Source organism: Nocardia thailandica NBRC 100428 (assembly GCF_000308795.1).
GTDB lineage: Bacteria > Actinomycetota > Actinomycetes > Mycobacteriales > Mycobacteriaceae > Nocardia > Nocardia thailandica.
On sequence record NZ_BAGK01000045.1, the window covers coordinates 26372 to 40194 of the forward strand.

A 13823-nucleotide genomic window follows, 5' to 3' on the forward strand; every position below is an offset into this window, starting at 1 on the left:
GCGCTATGGTGGCCGAATGGGCAGCGAGAAGGCAGCGGGGGCGCAGCGACGGGCAACGGTCGACGTCACGAGGGTACGTCGTGGCCAGATCGAGCAGATGCGGGCAGAACGACCCGGTCCGAGTGCGCAATTCAAGGCGACCATTCAGAAGGTGGCTGCGAACCGCCATCGCTGATGATTGAGCAGTACAAGGTGGCCCGTCTTCGGGAGGACCACTACATCAACATGTTCGACTGCGGCGAGCCATCAATGGACGACTGGCTGGTCAAGCATGCCTTTGCCGATCAGGAGGCCGGTATCTCCGCTACCCACGTCTGGGAGCAGGAGGGTGGCATGGTCTTCGGGTACTTCACCCTCGTGCCGACCATCGTGGGCGAGGAAGACGGCCCGTTCTGGAAGAAGCTCAAGCCCCGGTCGTTCCCCAGGCAGCAGGCGCCCGGCGTACTCATCGGCAAGATCGCCCTCGACCAGCAACTGCGCGGCCAGGGGCTCGGCGAATGGCTGTTTGCCGAGGCGTTCGTTCTGGCCATCGACGCGATGCAGATCATCGGCGGAGTGTTCCTGGTGATCGAGCCCATGGACGGCCGGCCCAAGCTCCGTGCAATGTACGAGAAGTTCGGCTTCAGGACCCTCGATGGGACCAACCGCATGTACATGGAGGTCAAGGACTTCATGCAGGGCACGCCGTTCTGACCCGGCCGGATCAAGATCGGCGTGTCCGGTGCTTGACACGCTACGTCTGCTGTAGTGTCTAGAGTGCGCGAGGAGTGGGCCACAGGCTCACTCCTCGTTCGCGTTTCTGCCGCGCGCTCGTCCCATCGACCCGACCTCGCCCGGCCGGCGCGCGGCTCTCAGCAGAGTGGAGCAGCTCGGTAGCTCGCCTGGCTCATACCCAGGAGGTCGCGGGTCCGAATCCCGCCTCTGCTACGACAGCGCGTCAACCCGAATCCACCGGCGCGACCATTGGCGCACCGGCACAGCTCGGCAAGCAGCCCAATGCGGGCCCGGCTCTCTACGACGGCCGCGCCCAATCCAACCCGTGCTGCACGCGCGGGGGCCTCGCTGCGCGCTGCCCATCCCTCGCCCTCCTGAAGGAGATTCGCCATGCTCAGCACCCTCTCGGCCATCGCCGGTGACATCGACTGGAAGCTCCTCGGCCAGGCCCTCGTGGACGTGGCCGGCGCCATCATCGGCGCGCTGCTGTGACCATCGTCGATGCGATCGGCACTGCGGCCGAGAGGCTGTGCCTGATGCTCGGCATCGGCCTCGACCGGTCCGCCATCGACGAGATCCTTAGCCCTGTCGCTGAGGATATTCAGCTGGCATACACGCACTGGGTGGCGTTCTCGTGATCGCTACCCTGCTCGCTTGCCTGCTGCACCAGCCGGTCCGCACGCTGGAACAGCCGCTGGTCTACACCACGCCGCTCGGCGTGTGGAGCTGGTAGCTGTGACCGCCGAGGAGATGGCACTGGCCACGGCCGAGGCTGTGCTGGACATCTCCTTGGCGAGCATGGCCATCGGCGCCAGCGAGGAACAGACCGACGCAGCGCTGGAACTCGCCGAGGACATGGCGCTGGCGTTGCTGCAGGACGAGGCCGACGATGCCTGACTGGCTCGACCGAGCCGTCGTAAGGCTCGTCGCCTGGCTGATCGCTGTGGCCGGCTGGAGCCGCTGGCCGTGAGTTGGTCGACCGAACCCGGCCGATACCGCGGCGTCCCTCGCGCCCTAGCCGACGACATCCGCGCCCGCGACCAGCACACCTGCCAGGCCGCGGACTGCGGTGCCTTCGGCCACGAGGTCGACCACATCACCCCGGTCTCGGCCGGCGGCACCGACGACCCCGGCAACCTGCGCACCCTGTGCGCCGAGCACCACCGCGCCAAGACCCAGGCCGAGGCCGCCGCTGCGCGCGCCGCACGCCAGGCCGCCGGCCGACTGCCCGTCGAGCAGCACCCCGGGCTCATTCGTTAGACCGAGGCGAACCGCTCGCCGGTCACCGCGATGAACCGGGCCCGCGAGTAGTACGAGACCCGCTGCCCCACAACCGCCGGCCCCTCCTCGCCCCGCACGAACACGTGCAGTCCGCGGCCCGACATCGACCTCTCCACCCACAGCGCTCGCGGCCCCACGCGGCACAGCACCGCGGCCGCGTCAGGATGCAGCCGGCCGTCCTCGTCCAGCACGCCGTCCAGGTCCCAGCACGCCAGCCCAGCACCCAGCATCACGCCACACTCACGGCCGGCCACGTGCCGATGCTCGGTCCAGGTCGACGGGTCCGTGGTCGAGGCGGGACGACCCGACAGCTGGACCGGCCGCTTGCCCTGGCGCCTGGTCCACCGAGGCAGGGCCGTCAGGGCCCCGGGCACCTCGACAGGCAGGCGCTGCTTGCGCTTGCGGCACCGCTGACCGCACACGGCCGGCCGAGGACCACGGCCCGACCACGCGAAGGGTCGGCCGCACACCTGGCACGAGCACTCGATCATGCCCTCGATTCTACCCGGCTGACCTGCGGTTTGTCCCGAGTAACGCCAGGCTGCCAGGGACAGGCACGAGCAGCCGGCCAGGGTCGCCGCGACCCCCTCGCAGCCACCAGGCCAGCCCACGAGCCAGCCAGCCCCCCGCAGCAGGGGAGGGGGTGCACCCCCCGCCCTCGCCCAGCTCGGGCGGAGCGCATAGCACCTCCGACCATGCGTGCGCCGTCTGGGGGATTTGCCCAGCACGACCGATCAGCCAGCCGCCCAGGAGGCGGCCACGACCCAGGAGGTCACATGGCACCCAGGACACCTCGACAGACCGCACCGAAGGGGCTCGGCGCTCCCGGCCGGGCGCTGTGGCGTGACGTCACCGCGAAGTACCAGCTGCGCGCCGATGAGATGCGCGTCCTCGAGGCGGCCTGCCGCGAGGCCGACCTCATCGACCGGCTGGAGACGGAGATGCCGGCCGCGAAGCTGATCGTCACCGGGTCGCAGGGGCAGCCGGTGATCAACCCGATGATCCCCGAGCTGCGGCAGCACCGCGCCACCATGGCGCAGCTGCTGCGCCAGCTGAAGCTGCCCGACGAGGGCGCCTCGGCCGAGCAGCGCTCCAACGCCGCTCGCGACGCCGCGAACGCCCGCTGGGGCAACCGTGGCCGTACCGCGTAACGCCGGCCCGGCGCTGATCCACACCCACGAGGACGAGTACCGGCAGATCATCCGCTGGTACGAGGACATGCTGGCCTCGACTCCGCCGCCGGTCGACCTCGAATGGGAGCCGGTCCGAATCGGTCCGACCTGGCAGTGGGACAACGGGTGGCACCTGCCACGGATCTCGTTGGGCTGGACTGTCCTGGCCTGGTGCGGGAAGTGGCTGACCGACAAGCACGGGCGCCAGTGGCAGTTCACGCCCGAGCAGGCGCGGTTCCTGCTGTGGTACTTCGCGCTGGACGAGACTGGCGACTTCACCTACCACTCGGCCGTCCTGCAGCGCTGCAAGGGACACGGCAAGGACCCGGTCGCGGCGTGCCTGGCCGCGGCCGCTTGCTTCGCCCCGGTGACCTTCGACCACTGGGACGGTGACCGGCCCGTCGGCCGGGAAGAGCCGGCCGCCTGGGTCCAGGCCGTGGCCGTCAGCCAGGAGCAGACGAAGAACACCATGCGGCTGTTCCCGTCGCTCATCCCGGCAGCGACCCGGCGCCACTACGGCATCCAGATCGGCAAGCTGAATGTGTACGGGCTCGGCGACACTCGGCAGATCGAAGCCGTGACCAGCTCGCCGCTGGCGATCGAGGGTGGCCGGCCGACCCTGGTAATCCGCGGCGAGACCCAGAACTGGGTCTCCAGCAACGGCGGCCACGAGATGGCCGGTGCGCTCGAGGGCAACGCGGCCAAGTCCGAGGGCGGCGCCGCGCGGATCCTCGACATCTGCAACGCCTACCGGCCCGGCGAGGACTCCGTCGGCGAGCGAGTGCGCGACGGCTACGAGTCCACCCTGGGCGACAACCCCCGCGCCATGGAGTTCGGCCTCCTCTACGACAGCCTGGAGGCCCCACCCGACGCCCCGCTCACCGCCGAGGCCGCACCGGCCGTGGTCAGGTCGATCGCGGGGGACTCGTACTGGCTCGACACCCGCCCCGGCGGCCGCATCGTGAAGTCGATCCTCAACCCGGCCAACTCGCCGAGCGAGTCCCGCCGCAAGTGGTACAACCAGATCGTCGCCACGGCCGACGCCTGGATGACCCGCCAGCAGTGGGATGCCCTCGAGGAGACCGGCTACCGGCCGGCCGCAGGCGCGCGCGTGTTTCTATTCGGCGACGGGTCCAAGAGCGACGACGCCACCGTGCTGATCGGCTGCGACCTCGACACGGGCAACGTCTGGCCGGTCGGCATCTGGCAGCGGCCCGTCGGCCTGGACGCCAAGGACCGCTGGATCATCGACCGGGACGCCGTCGACCACGCTGTCCGGGACGCCGTCGAGCACTGGAACGTCCTCGGCCTGTGGTGGGACCCCTCCGACGCCCGCGACGACGAATCGGGCGAACGGTTCTGGGAGTCCTACTGCGACGCCTGGGCCAAGCTCAAGGACTGGGAGCTCCCCGCGGTGTCCACCGGCGACTTCCGCCACCCGGTCATCTGGGACATGCGCTGGATCCGCCACCAGAAGCTGTTCGTCGAGGCCGCGGAACGGTTCGTCTCCGACGTGCTGGCCAAAGCATTCCGGCACTCCGGCGACAAGCGCCATGCCCAGCAGGTCTACAACGCGCGGCGCCGGCCGAACAAGTACGGCGTCTCGCTCGGCAAGGAACACCGCGAGAGCGCGAAGAAGGTGGACGCGGCTGTCGGCTCTGTCGGCGCGCGCCTCATGCGCTGGATGTGGCTGTCCGTCGATCGCGTCGAACAGACCGGCGAAGCCGTCTTCTACTGATGAGCGAGGTGAAGTGAACCGCCAGCAGGCTGTAGACGCCGCCCGAGAGATGCTGCAAGCCCGCGCCTTCGAGGCGCCGCGGCTCGACGGGATCGATGCCGCGATGAAGCCGTGGGGCGAGGACCGCGCCCTGGCGACGCTCGGTCTGTCCGGTGTGAACCAGGCTGTGAAGCCGGCCATCACTCGTCTGGCGCGCAAGTCACAGACGAACTTCCTGCCGCTGATCCTCGACATCTTCGGCCAGGCGCTGAAGGTCACGAACTACATGACCGGCGGCGACGAACCACGGACCGCGGCGCCGTGGCAGTGGTGGCAGCGGAACAAGCTGGACGCCAGGCAGACCGGCATCCACCGCACCGCGCTGCAGTACGGCGTCAGCTACGCGACGGTGCTGCCGTCGCTGACCTCCGGCGACGACGTGAGCCCTGCCGCGTATGTGCGCGGGGTGTCGCCGCGGCAGATGACCGCGCTCTACGGCGAACGGCTGGAGTGGGATCCGCGCAGGGGCGGCCCGGTTGACGACGACTGGCCGATCATGGCGCTGGAAATGAAGGGCCCGATGATCCGGCTCTACGACGAGACCGCGGTGCACTTCATCGGCGTGAAGCACTTGCCGGAGTCCGCGCTCGGCTGGACGCAGTACACCTACGCCAACACCGGCAACTTCGAGTACATCGAGGGCCGCAACCACGGCGTCGGCGTCTGCCCGGTCGTGCGCTACCAGGACCGGATGCTGCTCGACGGCGAGGAGTACTTCGGCATCATCGAGCCGCTGCTGTCGATCCAGGAGCGCATCGACGAGACGATCTTCGCCGGGCTGGTCAACCAGTACTATGCGGCGTTCCGACAGCGGTGGATCACCGGCTGGGTGCCGCAGAGCGAGGAGCAGGCGCTGCGCCAGGCGGTGACCGACACGTGGACGTTCAAGGACTCCACCGTCAAGGTCGGGCAGTTCGAGCCGAGCGATGGCAAGGCCTACCAGGAGGCGCAGGCCGGCGCGATCCGTGACCTGTCCGCCATCGCGCAGACTCCGCCGCAGTCGATGGGCGTCGCCGGGATCAGCAACCTGTCCGAGGCCGCTCTGGCCGGGCTGGAGGCCGGCCGCGAGCGCAAGGCGAGCGAGATGGAGACCAGCCTCGGCGAGTCCCACGAGCAGATGCTGCGCACCTGCGCGCACATCACCGGCGACACCGATTCGGCCGCCGACTTCGGGTCCGAGGTGAAGTGGGCCGCGGCCTCGGCGAGAACCTTCGCCCAGACGATCGACGGACTCGGCAAACTGGCCACGATGCTCGGCGTCCCGGATGAGGTGCTCTGGGAAGACATCCCGGACTGGACCGCGAGCAAGGTCAAACGCGCCATCTCGGCGCGCCTCGCCGCCGGCGACGTCCAGGACGTGCCGCTGCCCGACGACGGCGAGTAGCCCATGCTCGACCCCACGCAGCTCGCTGCGTGGACCGCGCAGCTGTCCCGCCTGATCCTGCGGTGGATGTCCACCTACGGCGTCCCGGTCACCCGGGACGAGCGCTGGCAGATGGCTCGAAACCTGCACCCGCACGTCGAGCGGATCCGCCGCCAGGCCTACGAGCAGACCTCCGCGCAGCTACGCGAGCAGGGGCTCCGGCCCGCGCCGATGCGCCAGTACCGGCCCTCGGCGCTGGTATCGGCCATCGAGCGCGCGACCGGTGCCGAGCCTCCCGCCCAGGCACGCCGCGCGCGCCCTGAGGACCGCGGAGTCCAACCGGCCGAGGACCGCCGCAGCGCGCCCGCCCGCCAGACGCCGCCCGCGCCCGCCGAGCAGCCCGCCGCGCCGACGGCCGAGCGACCCGCACCGGTCCAGCGACCCGCACCGGCCGAGGAGTCCCGCCGCGAGGACCGCGCCGAGCCCGCGCCGGAAGCCCCGCGCCAGACCAGCTCCCGCGCCCGCGTGAGCGTCACCCCGACACCGGCCGAGCCGCAGCGGCCGCGCTCACGTGTCAGCGTCACCGCGCCCGAGCAGCAGGCCGGCCCCCGGGTCAGGGTCAACGATCTCGACCCCGAGTCCCGCCGCCAGGCGCGTAGCCGCGTCGAGGTCACCGGCGAGAACCGCAGCGAGCCGACAGTGGTGCGCGCCGTCACCGACCGCGTAGCCGCCACTGTCGAGCGGCACGTGCGCAACGTCGACCGCGACACCGTCGTCGCGACCGCCAACGCCGCCGGTGACGAGATCGGCTGGGCGCGCGTACTGTCCGGCGGCGAGAACTGCCCGTTCTGCGCGATGCTCGCCAGCCGCGGCCCGGTGTACCGCTCGGACAAGAGCGCGCTCACCGTCGTCGGAGACCGACGCGGCCGCGCCCGCGGATCCCGCGCCGTCGGCGAGTCCTACCACGACCACTGCGACTGCTCCGCCGTCCTCGTCCGCGAGGGCCAGGACTGGGATGGCCGCGAGGAGTTCGAGCGACTCGAGCGGATGTGGGTGGCTGCCAGCGCAGCCCACCCGCGCGACACCACCCGCGCCTTCAACCGGGCCTGGCGTCGGATCCAACGGGAGCCCGCGCTGGAAGACGACTACACCCGCCTGTGGGAGGAGTCGACCCAGGGCCTGGAGGGCAGCGCAGCACTGCGCGCGTTCGGGCAAGCCGCAGCGGAGAACCCGCCCGAGGCTCTCGATGCCAGCCGCCGCAGCCCGTCTCGCCGCGGCGACGACCCGCCGGCCGACCCCGAGCCGACCACCCCGGATCCCGGCCCCGACGACAACCCCCCGCCGGGCCCGCCGGGATCCGGCGACGCAGGACCCGCCGCAGGAGACCAGGACCCGTTCGACGGGCTGCCGTTCCCGCACCCGTGGACCGTCAGCCAGGACCTCGGCAGCCTGAGCGCCGAGGAGCGGAACGAGCTGCGGCACTACGCCGTCGGCGGCTACCGCGACGTCAACGACGCGATGCGCGGCCGTCGGGAGATGACACCGGACCTCGAGCGGCGCATCGACCTGCTGCGCTCGGCGATCGACGCGCGACCGCTCACCCGCACCTACCGAGTCACCCGCACAGCCGAGACCGCGGACCTCGGCCTGGACGGCCGGACGATCGACGAGTCGCTCATCGGCGAATGGCTCCGAGAACCGGCGTTCATGTCGACCAGCGGCCACCGCAACCCGCCGTACCTGATGAACCGGGCGAACCCGGTCATCCTCGACCTGATCGTGCCCGAGGGCACCCCCGGTGTCGCCATCGACGATTCGCTGACGACACAGGAGATGGTCGAGAAGGAACGCGAGCTGCTGCTCACCGACGGTGTCCGGATCCTGATCATCGGAGTTCGGTACGATGATGAGCGCCAGGCGCCGCGGCTACAGGGCCGCGTGGTGCACGAGAGCAGGAGGGATAGCTGATGACCGCGCTGCGTGACGATCGGCTCGCCCTGCACCCCATCGACGTGCCGCCCCAGGAGACCACCCGCGTCCGGCGGGAAACCGAGCAGCTGATCGGCAAGAAGCTGCCACCCGGCCCCGCCGAGATCGCCGCCTACCAGGCGGCCGGCCTCGAACCGCCAACCGAATAAGCCCGACCCCCAAACGAGCCCCGGAGTGCATCTGCACCCGGGGCTTTGTCATGCCCAGATCCGCCCAGGAGACGGACCCCGACAGCCCCAGGAGGGCACATGACCGACGCTCCCGCCGCACCGAACCCGCTCGCCGCCGACGCCGCGCCCGCCGCCCCTGCACCGCAGGATCCGCCCGCCGTGCCGACCCCGGCCGCGCTGGCGACCCCGGCGCCCGGCGCACCGGCCGCTCCCGAGGACGCCGCCTCGATGACGCCCGAGGACATGCAGAGCGTCATCGAGCGGCTCCGCAAGGAGAACGCGGGCTGGCGCACCAAGGTGCGCGACCTCGAGCCGAGGGCGAAGGCGCACGACGAGGCCATCGAGGCGCAGAAGACCGAGGTCGAGCGCGCTACCGACCGCGCCGCCGCCGCCGAACAGGCCCTCGCCGAGCGCGAGCGCGAACTGAACGTCCTGCGGGTGGCCGCCAAGTACGGCATCCCCGAAGAGGACCACGACTTGCTGGGGTCAGGCACCCCGGAAGAGCTGGACGCCCGCGCCGCGCGCATCGCGGCCATGCGGCAGACCAGCGCCCCGACACCCCCGCCGCCGAGTGATCGGCCGGTCGAGGGTCTGAGGCCCGGCGCCTCACCCACTCCGCCCGCACCGGCGGACACCTCATACCCCGCGGCGTGGGCGCCGCGAGGCAAGCAGAGCTAGGAAAGGAGAGATCAGTGGCCAACGAATGCACTCCACTGCTCCGGCCGGGCCGCGACATCACCGTGCTCACCACGGCAGGTGTTACCGGCAAGACCTTCGTCGACGTCTCCGCAACGCGGGACGCGACCACCGGCCTCATCAAGGTCGCCACCGCCGCCGCCGGCGTGAAGGCGCTCGGCGTCGCCGTGCGTGACGCGGCCTCCGGCGCGACGGTCGCGATCCTGCGCGGCGGCATCGTCCCCGTCACCGCAGGCGGCGCGATCACCGCGGGCGCCGAGGTCGAGGTCGGCTCGTCCGGCCGGGTCATCACCCTCGCCTCCGGCAAGGCCGTGGGCAAGGCCGTCGAGACCGGGACCAACGGCGCCGACGTCCTGATCGCCGTCTACGAGTAGGAAGGAGAACCCCATCATGGCGAACACCCCGTACACCCCGGAGTTCCCGCTCGGCGTCCCGTCCGTCTCGGGCAACAGCATCACGGTCGACCTGATGCTCAAGGAGCCGACCAGGATCAACCGGTACATCTCCGACATCGCGCTGCAGAAGTTCTTCGCCGACCGGATCTTCGCGACCGGCGGCGGCGTCAGCGGCGGCGCGCTGCTGTACACCCAGCTGACCACCAACGACCTGTACGCCACCCGCGACGTGCAGGAGATCGCGCCGGGCGCGGAGTTCCCGGAGCTGACCTTCGACCGGCCCGAGCCGAAGGTCGCGACCGTGAAGAAGATCGGTGGTCGCTTCCGGGTCACCGACGAGGCACGGGATCGCAACGACCTCACGGTGATCCAGAACGAGGGCACCAAGGTCGGCAACAACATCACCCGCACCATCCACGCCCGGGCGATCCAGGCGCTGTCCGACAGCGTCACCGCGATCGGCTCGGACGTGCAGATCACCGGTGTCTCGTGGGCCGACGCGGCCGGCCTGACGCTGACCACCACGGCCAACAACATCCAGCCCGCGGCCGACTTCGCCAAGGCCTCGCTGAAGGCCGAGACTTTCGAGCTCGGCGGCGAGTTCAACCTCTGGATCGTCAACCCGCAGGAGATGACGAACTTCCAGATCACCTACGGCGACCGGTGGCGCGACGTCCTCACCAACAACGGTGTCGACATGATCGCCTCCAACCGCGTCACCGCCGGCGAGGCGTGGGTCGTGCAGGAGCGCATGGTCGGCGAGATGCGTTTCGAGCAGGCGCTCAAGACCGTCACCTACCGCGACGACTCGACCGAGTCCGAGTGGGTGCAGACCAGCATCCGGCCGGTCTTCGCCGTGACCAACCCCTACGCGGTGCTCAAGGTCACCGGTCTGGCGGCCTGACCATGGAGCGCACAGTCCGCGTCGGCCTGACCACCTACCGCGCCGTCGACGGCCGGTACCGGCTGGCACAGACCGGACAGGTCGTCGACGTCCACCCCGACTACCTGCCGCGCTTCGACCGGCTCAACGTCCTCGCGGGCCAGACGCCCGCCGACACACCGCCGGCCGAGTCCACCGCGGCCGAGCCTGCCGCCCCGGCGCCGAAGCGCACCAGGGCACAGCGCAAGGAGGACTGATGGCCTTCGCCACCACCCCGGATCTCGCAGCGCGATGGCGCCCCCTCTCCCCGGCGGAGCAGGACCGCGCCGAGGTGCTACTCGACGACGCGGCATGGTGGCTACAGGCATGGTTCGTCGCGGCGGGCGACCTGACGGCCCTGGCGGCCGACGACCCCGCCCTCGCCGACGGACTGAAGATCCTGTCCTGCGCGATGGTCAAGCGGGCAATGACCTCCGCCGGTGACGGCGTGGGCCAGGCGCAGCAGGTCATGGGCCCGTTCACGGCCCAGATCTCCTACCGCAACCCCGACGGCTCGCTGTACCTGTACGGCTCCGAGCGGGATGCGATCTGGGCGCTGCTCGGCGGCAACGTCTCCGGCGCCGTGTCGATGACGTGTCCGGGGCTGTGATGGAGTCCATCGGCATCGCCTACGGCCAGACAATCTCGGTACTGCGCGGTCCCGGCGACCGCGTAGGCGACCGGAACCTGACCGTTCACCACACGATCGACGACGCCGTCTTCTGGCCGGAGTCGATCTCCGATGACGACTACCGCCGTGACACCTCGACGGTGTACGGCTACGTCGCGGTACCCCGTGGTGGAGATCTGCTCCCCAACGACCGCGTGCGCCTGGCCGACAACACCGTGTGGGCGCTCGTCGGCGCTCCCCAGTGGGACCACGTCCATCCGATTACCGGCTGGAACCCCGGCTACAAGGTCGCCCGCGTGAAAGGGGTGAGCTGATGAAGAATCACATTCCGGCACCGAACAACCCGGCTGTCGTCGGGCTGCTCAAGTCCCGTGAGATGCGCGCGGTGATGTTCGAGCGAGGAGAGATCGCGCAGGCGATCTATCGGGAGATCGTGTCGAAACGAACTGCGCGGCTGGCACGCTCGGCCCGGGTCAGCACCTTTATCGGCGGCGAGAGAAACGACCGCTGGTGTGCCGAGCTCACGATCGGCGAGAGCGTCCACTACGGCCTGCCGCATGAGTTCGGGTACGACGACGGCGACGCCCACGTCGAGGCTGGCTTCTTCGATCTCAACGCCACCTTGAACATGCTGGGGTCCCTGTGATCTCGTTCCCGGACTGGTACGAGGGCGGCTACCCCGACCGCGAGCTGCTGATGTGCGACCTGCTGCAGACCTTCCTCGACCTTTGCACACCGGCCGGACTGGCGTGCACATGGCTGCCCGACGGCTACCGCGACATGGTCGACGGCGGCACCCCGGTGGTGCGCGTCTACCGCGGCGGCCTCGGCGCCGACGGTCAATGGGATGCGGCGGCGATGCAGGTCGCGGTCATCGCCTCCACCCGCGCCGACAGCTGGGCGGTGCTGGAGTATCTGCGCCAGATCCTGCTCAGCTTCGACCGCGGCGGGAAGGTGCGTCGCGCCGACGGCGAGATCAACACCGTCACCTCGATCACCGAGATGGTCGGTCCGCAGCAGATCCCCGAGCTGAACCCTGATTTCCGGATGGTCTGGACGACCTTCCGCGTCGAGTGCCGGCGGGACCGGCACCTGCCGGATTACGCGGCCATCCGCGAATCCCTGCCTCTCTGACATCCCCTCGCCTCACCCCGCGCGCACCGCGGGGCCATCGGCGTACCCACGAAAGGAGCGGTCATGGCCGCCACCGATTTCCGGACCCTTAAGGACAAGAACGACGCGCTGGTGATGTCGGCGCAGGACTGGCTGGTCCTGATGCACGACTGGGAACCCGGCGCGCCCTACATGCCGACCGACCTCACCGACTCCAGCGGCGTGCTGCAGACGCTGCCCGCCGGGTGGTTCACCTCCGGTGAGCTGCAGAAGGCCGCCGGTGTGAGTCTGGCGCCCGACACCCAGACCTCCGACATCGAAGGCTACGGCTCCTCGTCGGCGCGCCGCACGATGGTCACCGCGGAGAAGTTCACCATCGACTACTTCGCGCAGGAGTGGCGCAAGAAGAACTTGGAGCTGTGGCACAACGTCGACCTGTCGGCCGTGGCCGCTGCCCCGGGCAAGGGTTTCCGCGCGACGAAGACCTCCAGCTTGAAGGTGCGCTACTACAGCGCGATCCTCATCGCCCAGGACGAGGGCGTCGGGTCCCTGTACCCGTTCTTCCTCTACCCCAAGGTGTCGGTGTCCAAGCGGTCGCCGATGGCTGGCGAGCAGGGCAAGGAGCTCGGTCTGCCCGCGACGCTGACCGTGTTCGACGACCCGGAGTTCGGTGGCATGTACGACTTCGGTGTCGCCGGCGCGGGCTTCGACGCCATCGCCCAGGACGCGGGCTTCGCCGCGGCCGCGACCTCGATCAACATCACCCCGGCCGCGGCGAGTCTGGCGGTCGGCGAGCAGGCGCAGCTGCTGGTGATCGACAACAACGGCTTCGACCGCACCGCGGAGTGCACCTACGGCACCTCCAACGCGGGCCGCGCCACGGTCTCACCCACCGGCCGCGTCACCGCGGTGGCCGTCGGCTCGGCGGCCACGATCACCGCCACCCTCGGCGCGCTGAACGACACCGCCGCCATCACCGTCGCCTGACCGCGGCCCCGATCGCCCCCCGCGCCGTTCCTGGTGCGGCGCGGGGCGGCACCCACCAGGACCACCAGGGACCAGGAGAGAACCATGACCACCCCCCGAAAGACCACGGCCCGCAAGGCCTCCCCGCGCACAGCCCAGCCGAAGACCGTCGAGGCGAAGGTATCGGCCTTCGCCGCGCTGCGGGCCCGCGCCGGCGACCGCGAGCTCGGAGTGCGCGCCGCGACCACCCCGTACGAGATCCCCGGCTTCGAGCCCCCGATCACCGTGACCTGGCCGACTCTGCTGAGCGAGGAGGTCGCCCTCGAGATCGCCAGCCGCAACGGTGACGTGATCGGCTACCTGCACACGCTGCTCGGCGACGTCGACTTCGTGCGCGTCCTCGCCCGCTTCGAGCAGGAGCCGGACGGCAAGAAGCTGCTCGTCGGCCTGCAGCTCGCCATCAGCGACCACTTCCTCGGCCGCGGCGCCGGTGATGTGCCGGGGGGTACTCCGGCCTCGTCGACCTCGTAGGGGGCTACGGGGCCGAGCTCCGCTGGGATCTGCACGAGATCCTGCGCCTGGACCTCAACGACTGGCTGCGCGGCGACGCCGACTGGCGTGACCTCTGGGAGTA

At 70.3% G+C, this 13823-nt stretch carries 21 protein-coding genes and 1 tRNA gene; 21 read left to right on the plus strand and 1 reads right to left on the minus strand.

What is annotated here, in order from left to right; translation table 11 throughout:
- Window positions 1-16 precede the first annotated feature (16 nt).
- From ON36_RS34505 to ON36_RS04845, 6 genes are all read left to right on the plus strand, one after another.
- Window positions 17-175, plus strand: a complete 159-nt coding sequence (locus ON36_RS34505) for a hypothetical protein (RefSeq protein WP_157224780.1) — start codon at window positions 17-19, stop codon at window positions 173-175.
- The gene (locus ON36_RS04835; protein WP_043648040.1) at window positions 175-693 is read left to right on the plus strand and encodes a GNAT family N-acetyltransferase; all 519 of its coding nucleotides are present in this window, start codon (window positions 175-177) and stop codon (window positions 691-693) included. Before ON36_RS34505 ends, ON36_RS04835 begins: the two co-directional genes overlap by 1 nt.
- 160 nt (window positions 694-853) lie before the next feature.
- Window positions 854-927: transfer RNA gene (locus ON36_RS04840), tRNA-Met, on the plus strand.
- A gap of 275 nt (window positions 928-1202) precedes the next feature.
- Window positions 1203-1352: a hypothetical protein gene (locus tag ON36_RS34510; protein ID WP_157224781.1), complete on the plus strand. Its 150-nt coding sequence runs from the start codon at window positions 1203-1205 to the stop codon at window positions 1350-1352.
- Window positions 1353-1449: 97 nt separating this feature from the next.
- Window positions 1450-1611, plus strand: coding sequence for a hypothetical protein (locus tag ON36_RS34515; RefSeq protein WP_157224782.1), 162 nt, complete (start codon window positions 1450-1452; stop codon window positions 1609-1611).
- 69 nt (window positions 1612-1680) lie between these two features.
- Window positions 1681-1974 (plus strand): HNH endonuclease, encoded by a 294-nt coding sequence (locus tag ON36_RS04845; protein WP_043648043.1) that lies wholly within the window; start codon window positions 1681-1683, stop codon window positions 1972-1974.
- On the opposite strand, the gene ON36_RS34520 is transcribed toward ON36_RS04845, so the two are convergent.
- Window positions 1971-2225, minus strand: a complete 255-nt coding sequence (locus ON36_RS34520) for a hypothetical protein (RefSeq protein WP_157224783.1) — start codon at window positions 2223-2225, stop codon at window positions 1971-1973. The genes ON36_RS04845 and ON36_RS34520 overlap by 4 nt on opposite strands.
- A gap of 546 nt (window positions 2226-2771) precedes the next feature.
- On the opposite strand from ON36_RS34520, the gene ON36_RS04855 reads away from it, so the two are divergent.
- The 15 genes from ON36_RS04855 (at window position 2772) to ON36_RS04915 (ending at window position 13720) form a co-directional block, all read left to right on the plus strand.
- Window positions 2772-3146: a hypothetical protein gene (locus ON36_RS04855; protein WP_043648046.1), complete on the plus strand. Its 375-nt coding sequence runs from the start codon at window positions 2772-2774 to the stop codon at window positions 3144-3146.
- Complete coding sequence (locus ON36_RS04860; protein WP_052313658.1) at window positions 3130-4905, plus strand: terminase; 1776 nt, start codon at window positions 3130-3132, stop codon at window positions 4903-4905. The genes ON36_RS04855 and ON36_RS04860 overlap by 17 nt, the downstream gene beginning before the upstream one ends.
- 13 nt (window positions 4906-4918) lie before the next feature.
- Window positions 4919-6328: a phage portal protein gene (locus tag ON36_RS04865; protein WP_157224784.1), complete on the plus strand. Its 1410-nt coding sequence runs from the start codon at window positions 4919-4921 to the stop codon at window positions 6326-6328.
- Window positions 6329-6331: 3 nt separating this feature from the next.
- Entirely contained in the window at window positions 6332-8275 is a 1944-nt protein-coding gene (locus ON36_RS32550; protein WP_052313659.1) for a VG15 protein, read from the plus strand.
- Window positions 8275-8445 carry a hypothetical protein gene (locus ON36_RS34525; RefSeq protein WP_157224785.1) on the plus strand — a complete coding sequence of 57 codons (171 nt, stop codon included), beginning with the start codon at window positions 8275-8277 and terminating at the stop codon, window positions 8443-8445. Before ON36_RS32550 ends, ON36_RS34525 begins: the two co-directional genes overlap by 1 nt.
- 99 nt (window positions 8446-8544) lie before the next feature.
- The gene (locus ON36_RS32555) at window positions 8545-9144 is read left to right on the plus strand and encodes a hypothetical protein (protein ID WP_052313660.1); all 600 of its coding nucleotides are present in this window, start codon (window positions 8545-8547) and stop codon (window positions 9142-9144) included.
- Between the two features lie 14 nt (window positions 9145-9158).
- Window positions 9159-9536 (plus strand): capsid cement protein, encoded by a 378-nt coding sequence (locus ON36_RS04880; RefSeq protein ID WP_043648052.1) that lies wholly within the window; start codon window positions 9159-9161, stop codon window positions 9534-9536.
- A 16-nt stretch (window positions 9537-9552) separates the two neighbouring features.
- Complete coding sequence (locus tag ON36_RS04885) at window positions 9553-10461, plus strand: major capsid protein (protein ID WP_043648055.1); 909 nt, start codon at window positions 9553-9555, stop codon at window positions 10459-10461.
- A 2-nt stretch (window positions 10462-10463) separates the two neighbouring features.
- Window positions 10464-10697 (plus strand): hypothetical protein, encoded by a 234-nt coding sequence (locus ON36_RS04890; protein ID WP_043648058.1) that lies wholly within the window; start codon window positions 10464-10466, stop codon window positions 10695-10697.
- Window positions 10697-11089, plus strand: coding sequence for a Gp19/Gp15/Gp42 family protein (locus ON36_RS04895; protein ID WP_052313661.1), 393 nt, complete (start codon window positions 10697-10699; stop codon window positions 11087-11089). The genes ON36_RS04890 and ON36_RS04895 overlap by 1 nt, the downstream gene beginning before the upstream one ends.
- On the plus strand, window positions 11086-11424 hold the full coding sequence (locus ON36_RS32560) for a hypothetical protein (RefSeq protein ID WP_157224786.1): 339 nt from the start codon (window positions 11086-11088) through the stop codon (window positions 11422-11424). Before ON36_RS04895 ends, ON36_RS32560 begins: the two co-directional genes overlap by 4 nt.
- Entirely contained in the window at window positions 11424-11756 is a 333-nt protein-coding gene (locus ON36_RS04900) for a hypothetical protein (protein ID WP_052313663.1), read from the plus strand. Before ON36_RS32560 ends, ON36_RS04900 begins: the two co-directional genes overlap by 1 nt.
- Window positions 11753-12244 carry a phage tail termination protein gene (locus ON36_RS04905; protein WP_043648060.1) on the plus strand — a complete coding sequence of 164 codons (492 nt, stop codon included), beginning with the start codon at window positions 11753-11755 and terminating at the stop codon, window positions 12242-12244. The genes ON36_RS04900 and ON36_RS04905 overlap by 4 nt, the downstream gene beginning before the upstream one ends.
- A 63-nt stretch (window positions 12245-12307) precedes the next feature.
- On the plus strand, window positions 12308-13210 hold the full coding sequence (locus ON36_RS35710; protein WP_052313664.1) for an Ig-like domain-containing protein: 903 nt from the start codon (window positions 12308-12310) through the stop codon (window positions 13208-13210).
- 84 nt (window positions 13211-13294) lie between these two features.
- Entirely contained in the window at window positions 13295-13720 is a 426-nt protein-coding gene (locus tag ON36_RS04915) for a hypothetical protein (protein ID WP_043648063.1), read from the plus strand.
- Window positions 13721-13823: the final 103 nt, after the last annotated feature.

What these genes read in the sequence shown, in the direction of transcription:
- ON36_RS34525 (WP_157224785.1), top strand. Translation starts at nt 8,275, where the DNA reads ATGACCGCGCTGCGTGACGATCGGCTCGCCCTGCACCCCATCGACGTG.
- ON36_RS32550 (WP_052313659.1), top strand. Translation starts at nt 6,332, where the DNA reads ATGCTCGACCCCACGCAGCTCGCTGCGTGGACCGCGCAGCTGTCCCGC.
- ON36_RS04900 (WP_052313663.1), top strand. Translation starts at nt 11,424, where the DNA reads ATGAAGAATCACATTCCGGCACCGAACAACCCGGCTGTCGTCGGGCTG.
- ON36_RS34520 (WP_157224783.1), bottom strand. Translation starts at nt 2,225, where the DNA reads ATGCTGGGTGCTGGGCTGGCGTGCTGGGACCTGGACGGCGTGCTGGAC.
- ON36_RS04895 (WP_052313661.1), top strand. Translation starts at nt 10,697, where the DNA reads ATGGCCTTCGCCACCACCCCGGATCTCGCAGCGCGATGGCGCCCCCTC.
- ON36_RS34505 (WP_157224780.1), top strand. Translation starts at nt 17, where the DNA reads ATGGGCAGCGAGAAGGCAGCGGGGGCGCAGCGACGGGCAACGGTCGAC.
- ON36_RS35710 (WP_052313664.1), top strand. Translation starts at nt 12,308, where the DNA reads ATGGCCGCCACCGATTTCCGGACCCTTAAGGACAAGAACGACGCGCTG.
- ON36_RS32555 (WP_052313660.1), top strand. Translation starts at nt 8,545, where the DNA reads ATGACCGACGCTCCCGCCGCACCGAACCCGCTCGCCGCCGACGCCGCG.
- ON36_RS04855 (WP_043648046.1), top strand. Translation starts at nt 2,772, where the DNA reads ATGGCACCCAGGACACCTCGACAGACCGCACCGAAGGGGCTCGGCGCT.
- ON36_RS04890 (WP_043648058.1), top strand. Translation starts at nt 10,464, where the DNA reads ATGGAGCGCACAGTCCGCGTCGGCCTGACCACCTACCGCGCCGTCGAC.
- ON36_RS04885 (WP_043648055.1), top strand. Translation starts at nt 9,553, where the DNA reads ATGGCGAACACCCCGTACACCCCGGAGTTCCCGCTCGGCGTCCCGTCC.
- ON36_RS04835 (WP_043648040.1), top strand. Translation starts at nt 175, where the DNA reads ATGATTGAGCAGTACAAGGTGGCCCGTCTTCGGGAGGACCACTACATC.
- ON36_RS04915 (WP_043648063.1), top strand. Translation starts at nt 13,295, where the DNA reads ATGACCACCCCCCGAAAGACCACGGCCCGCAAGGCCTCCCCGCGCACA.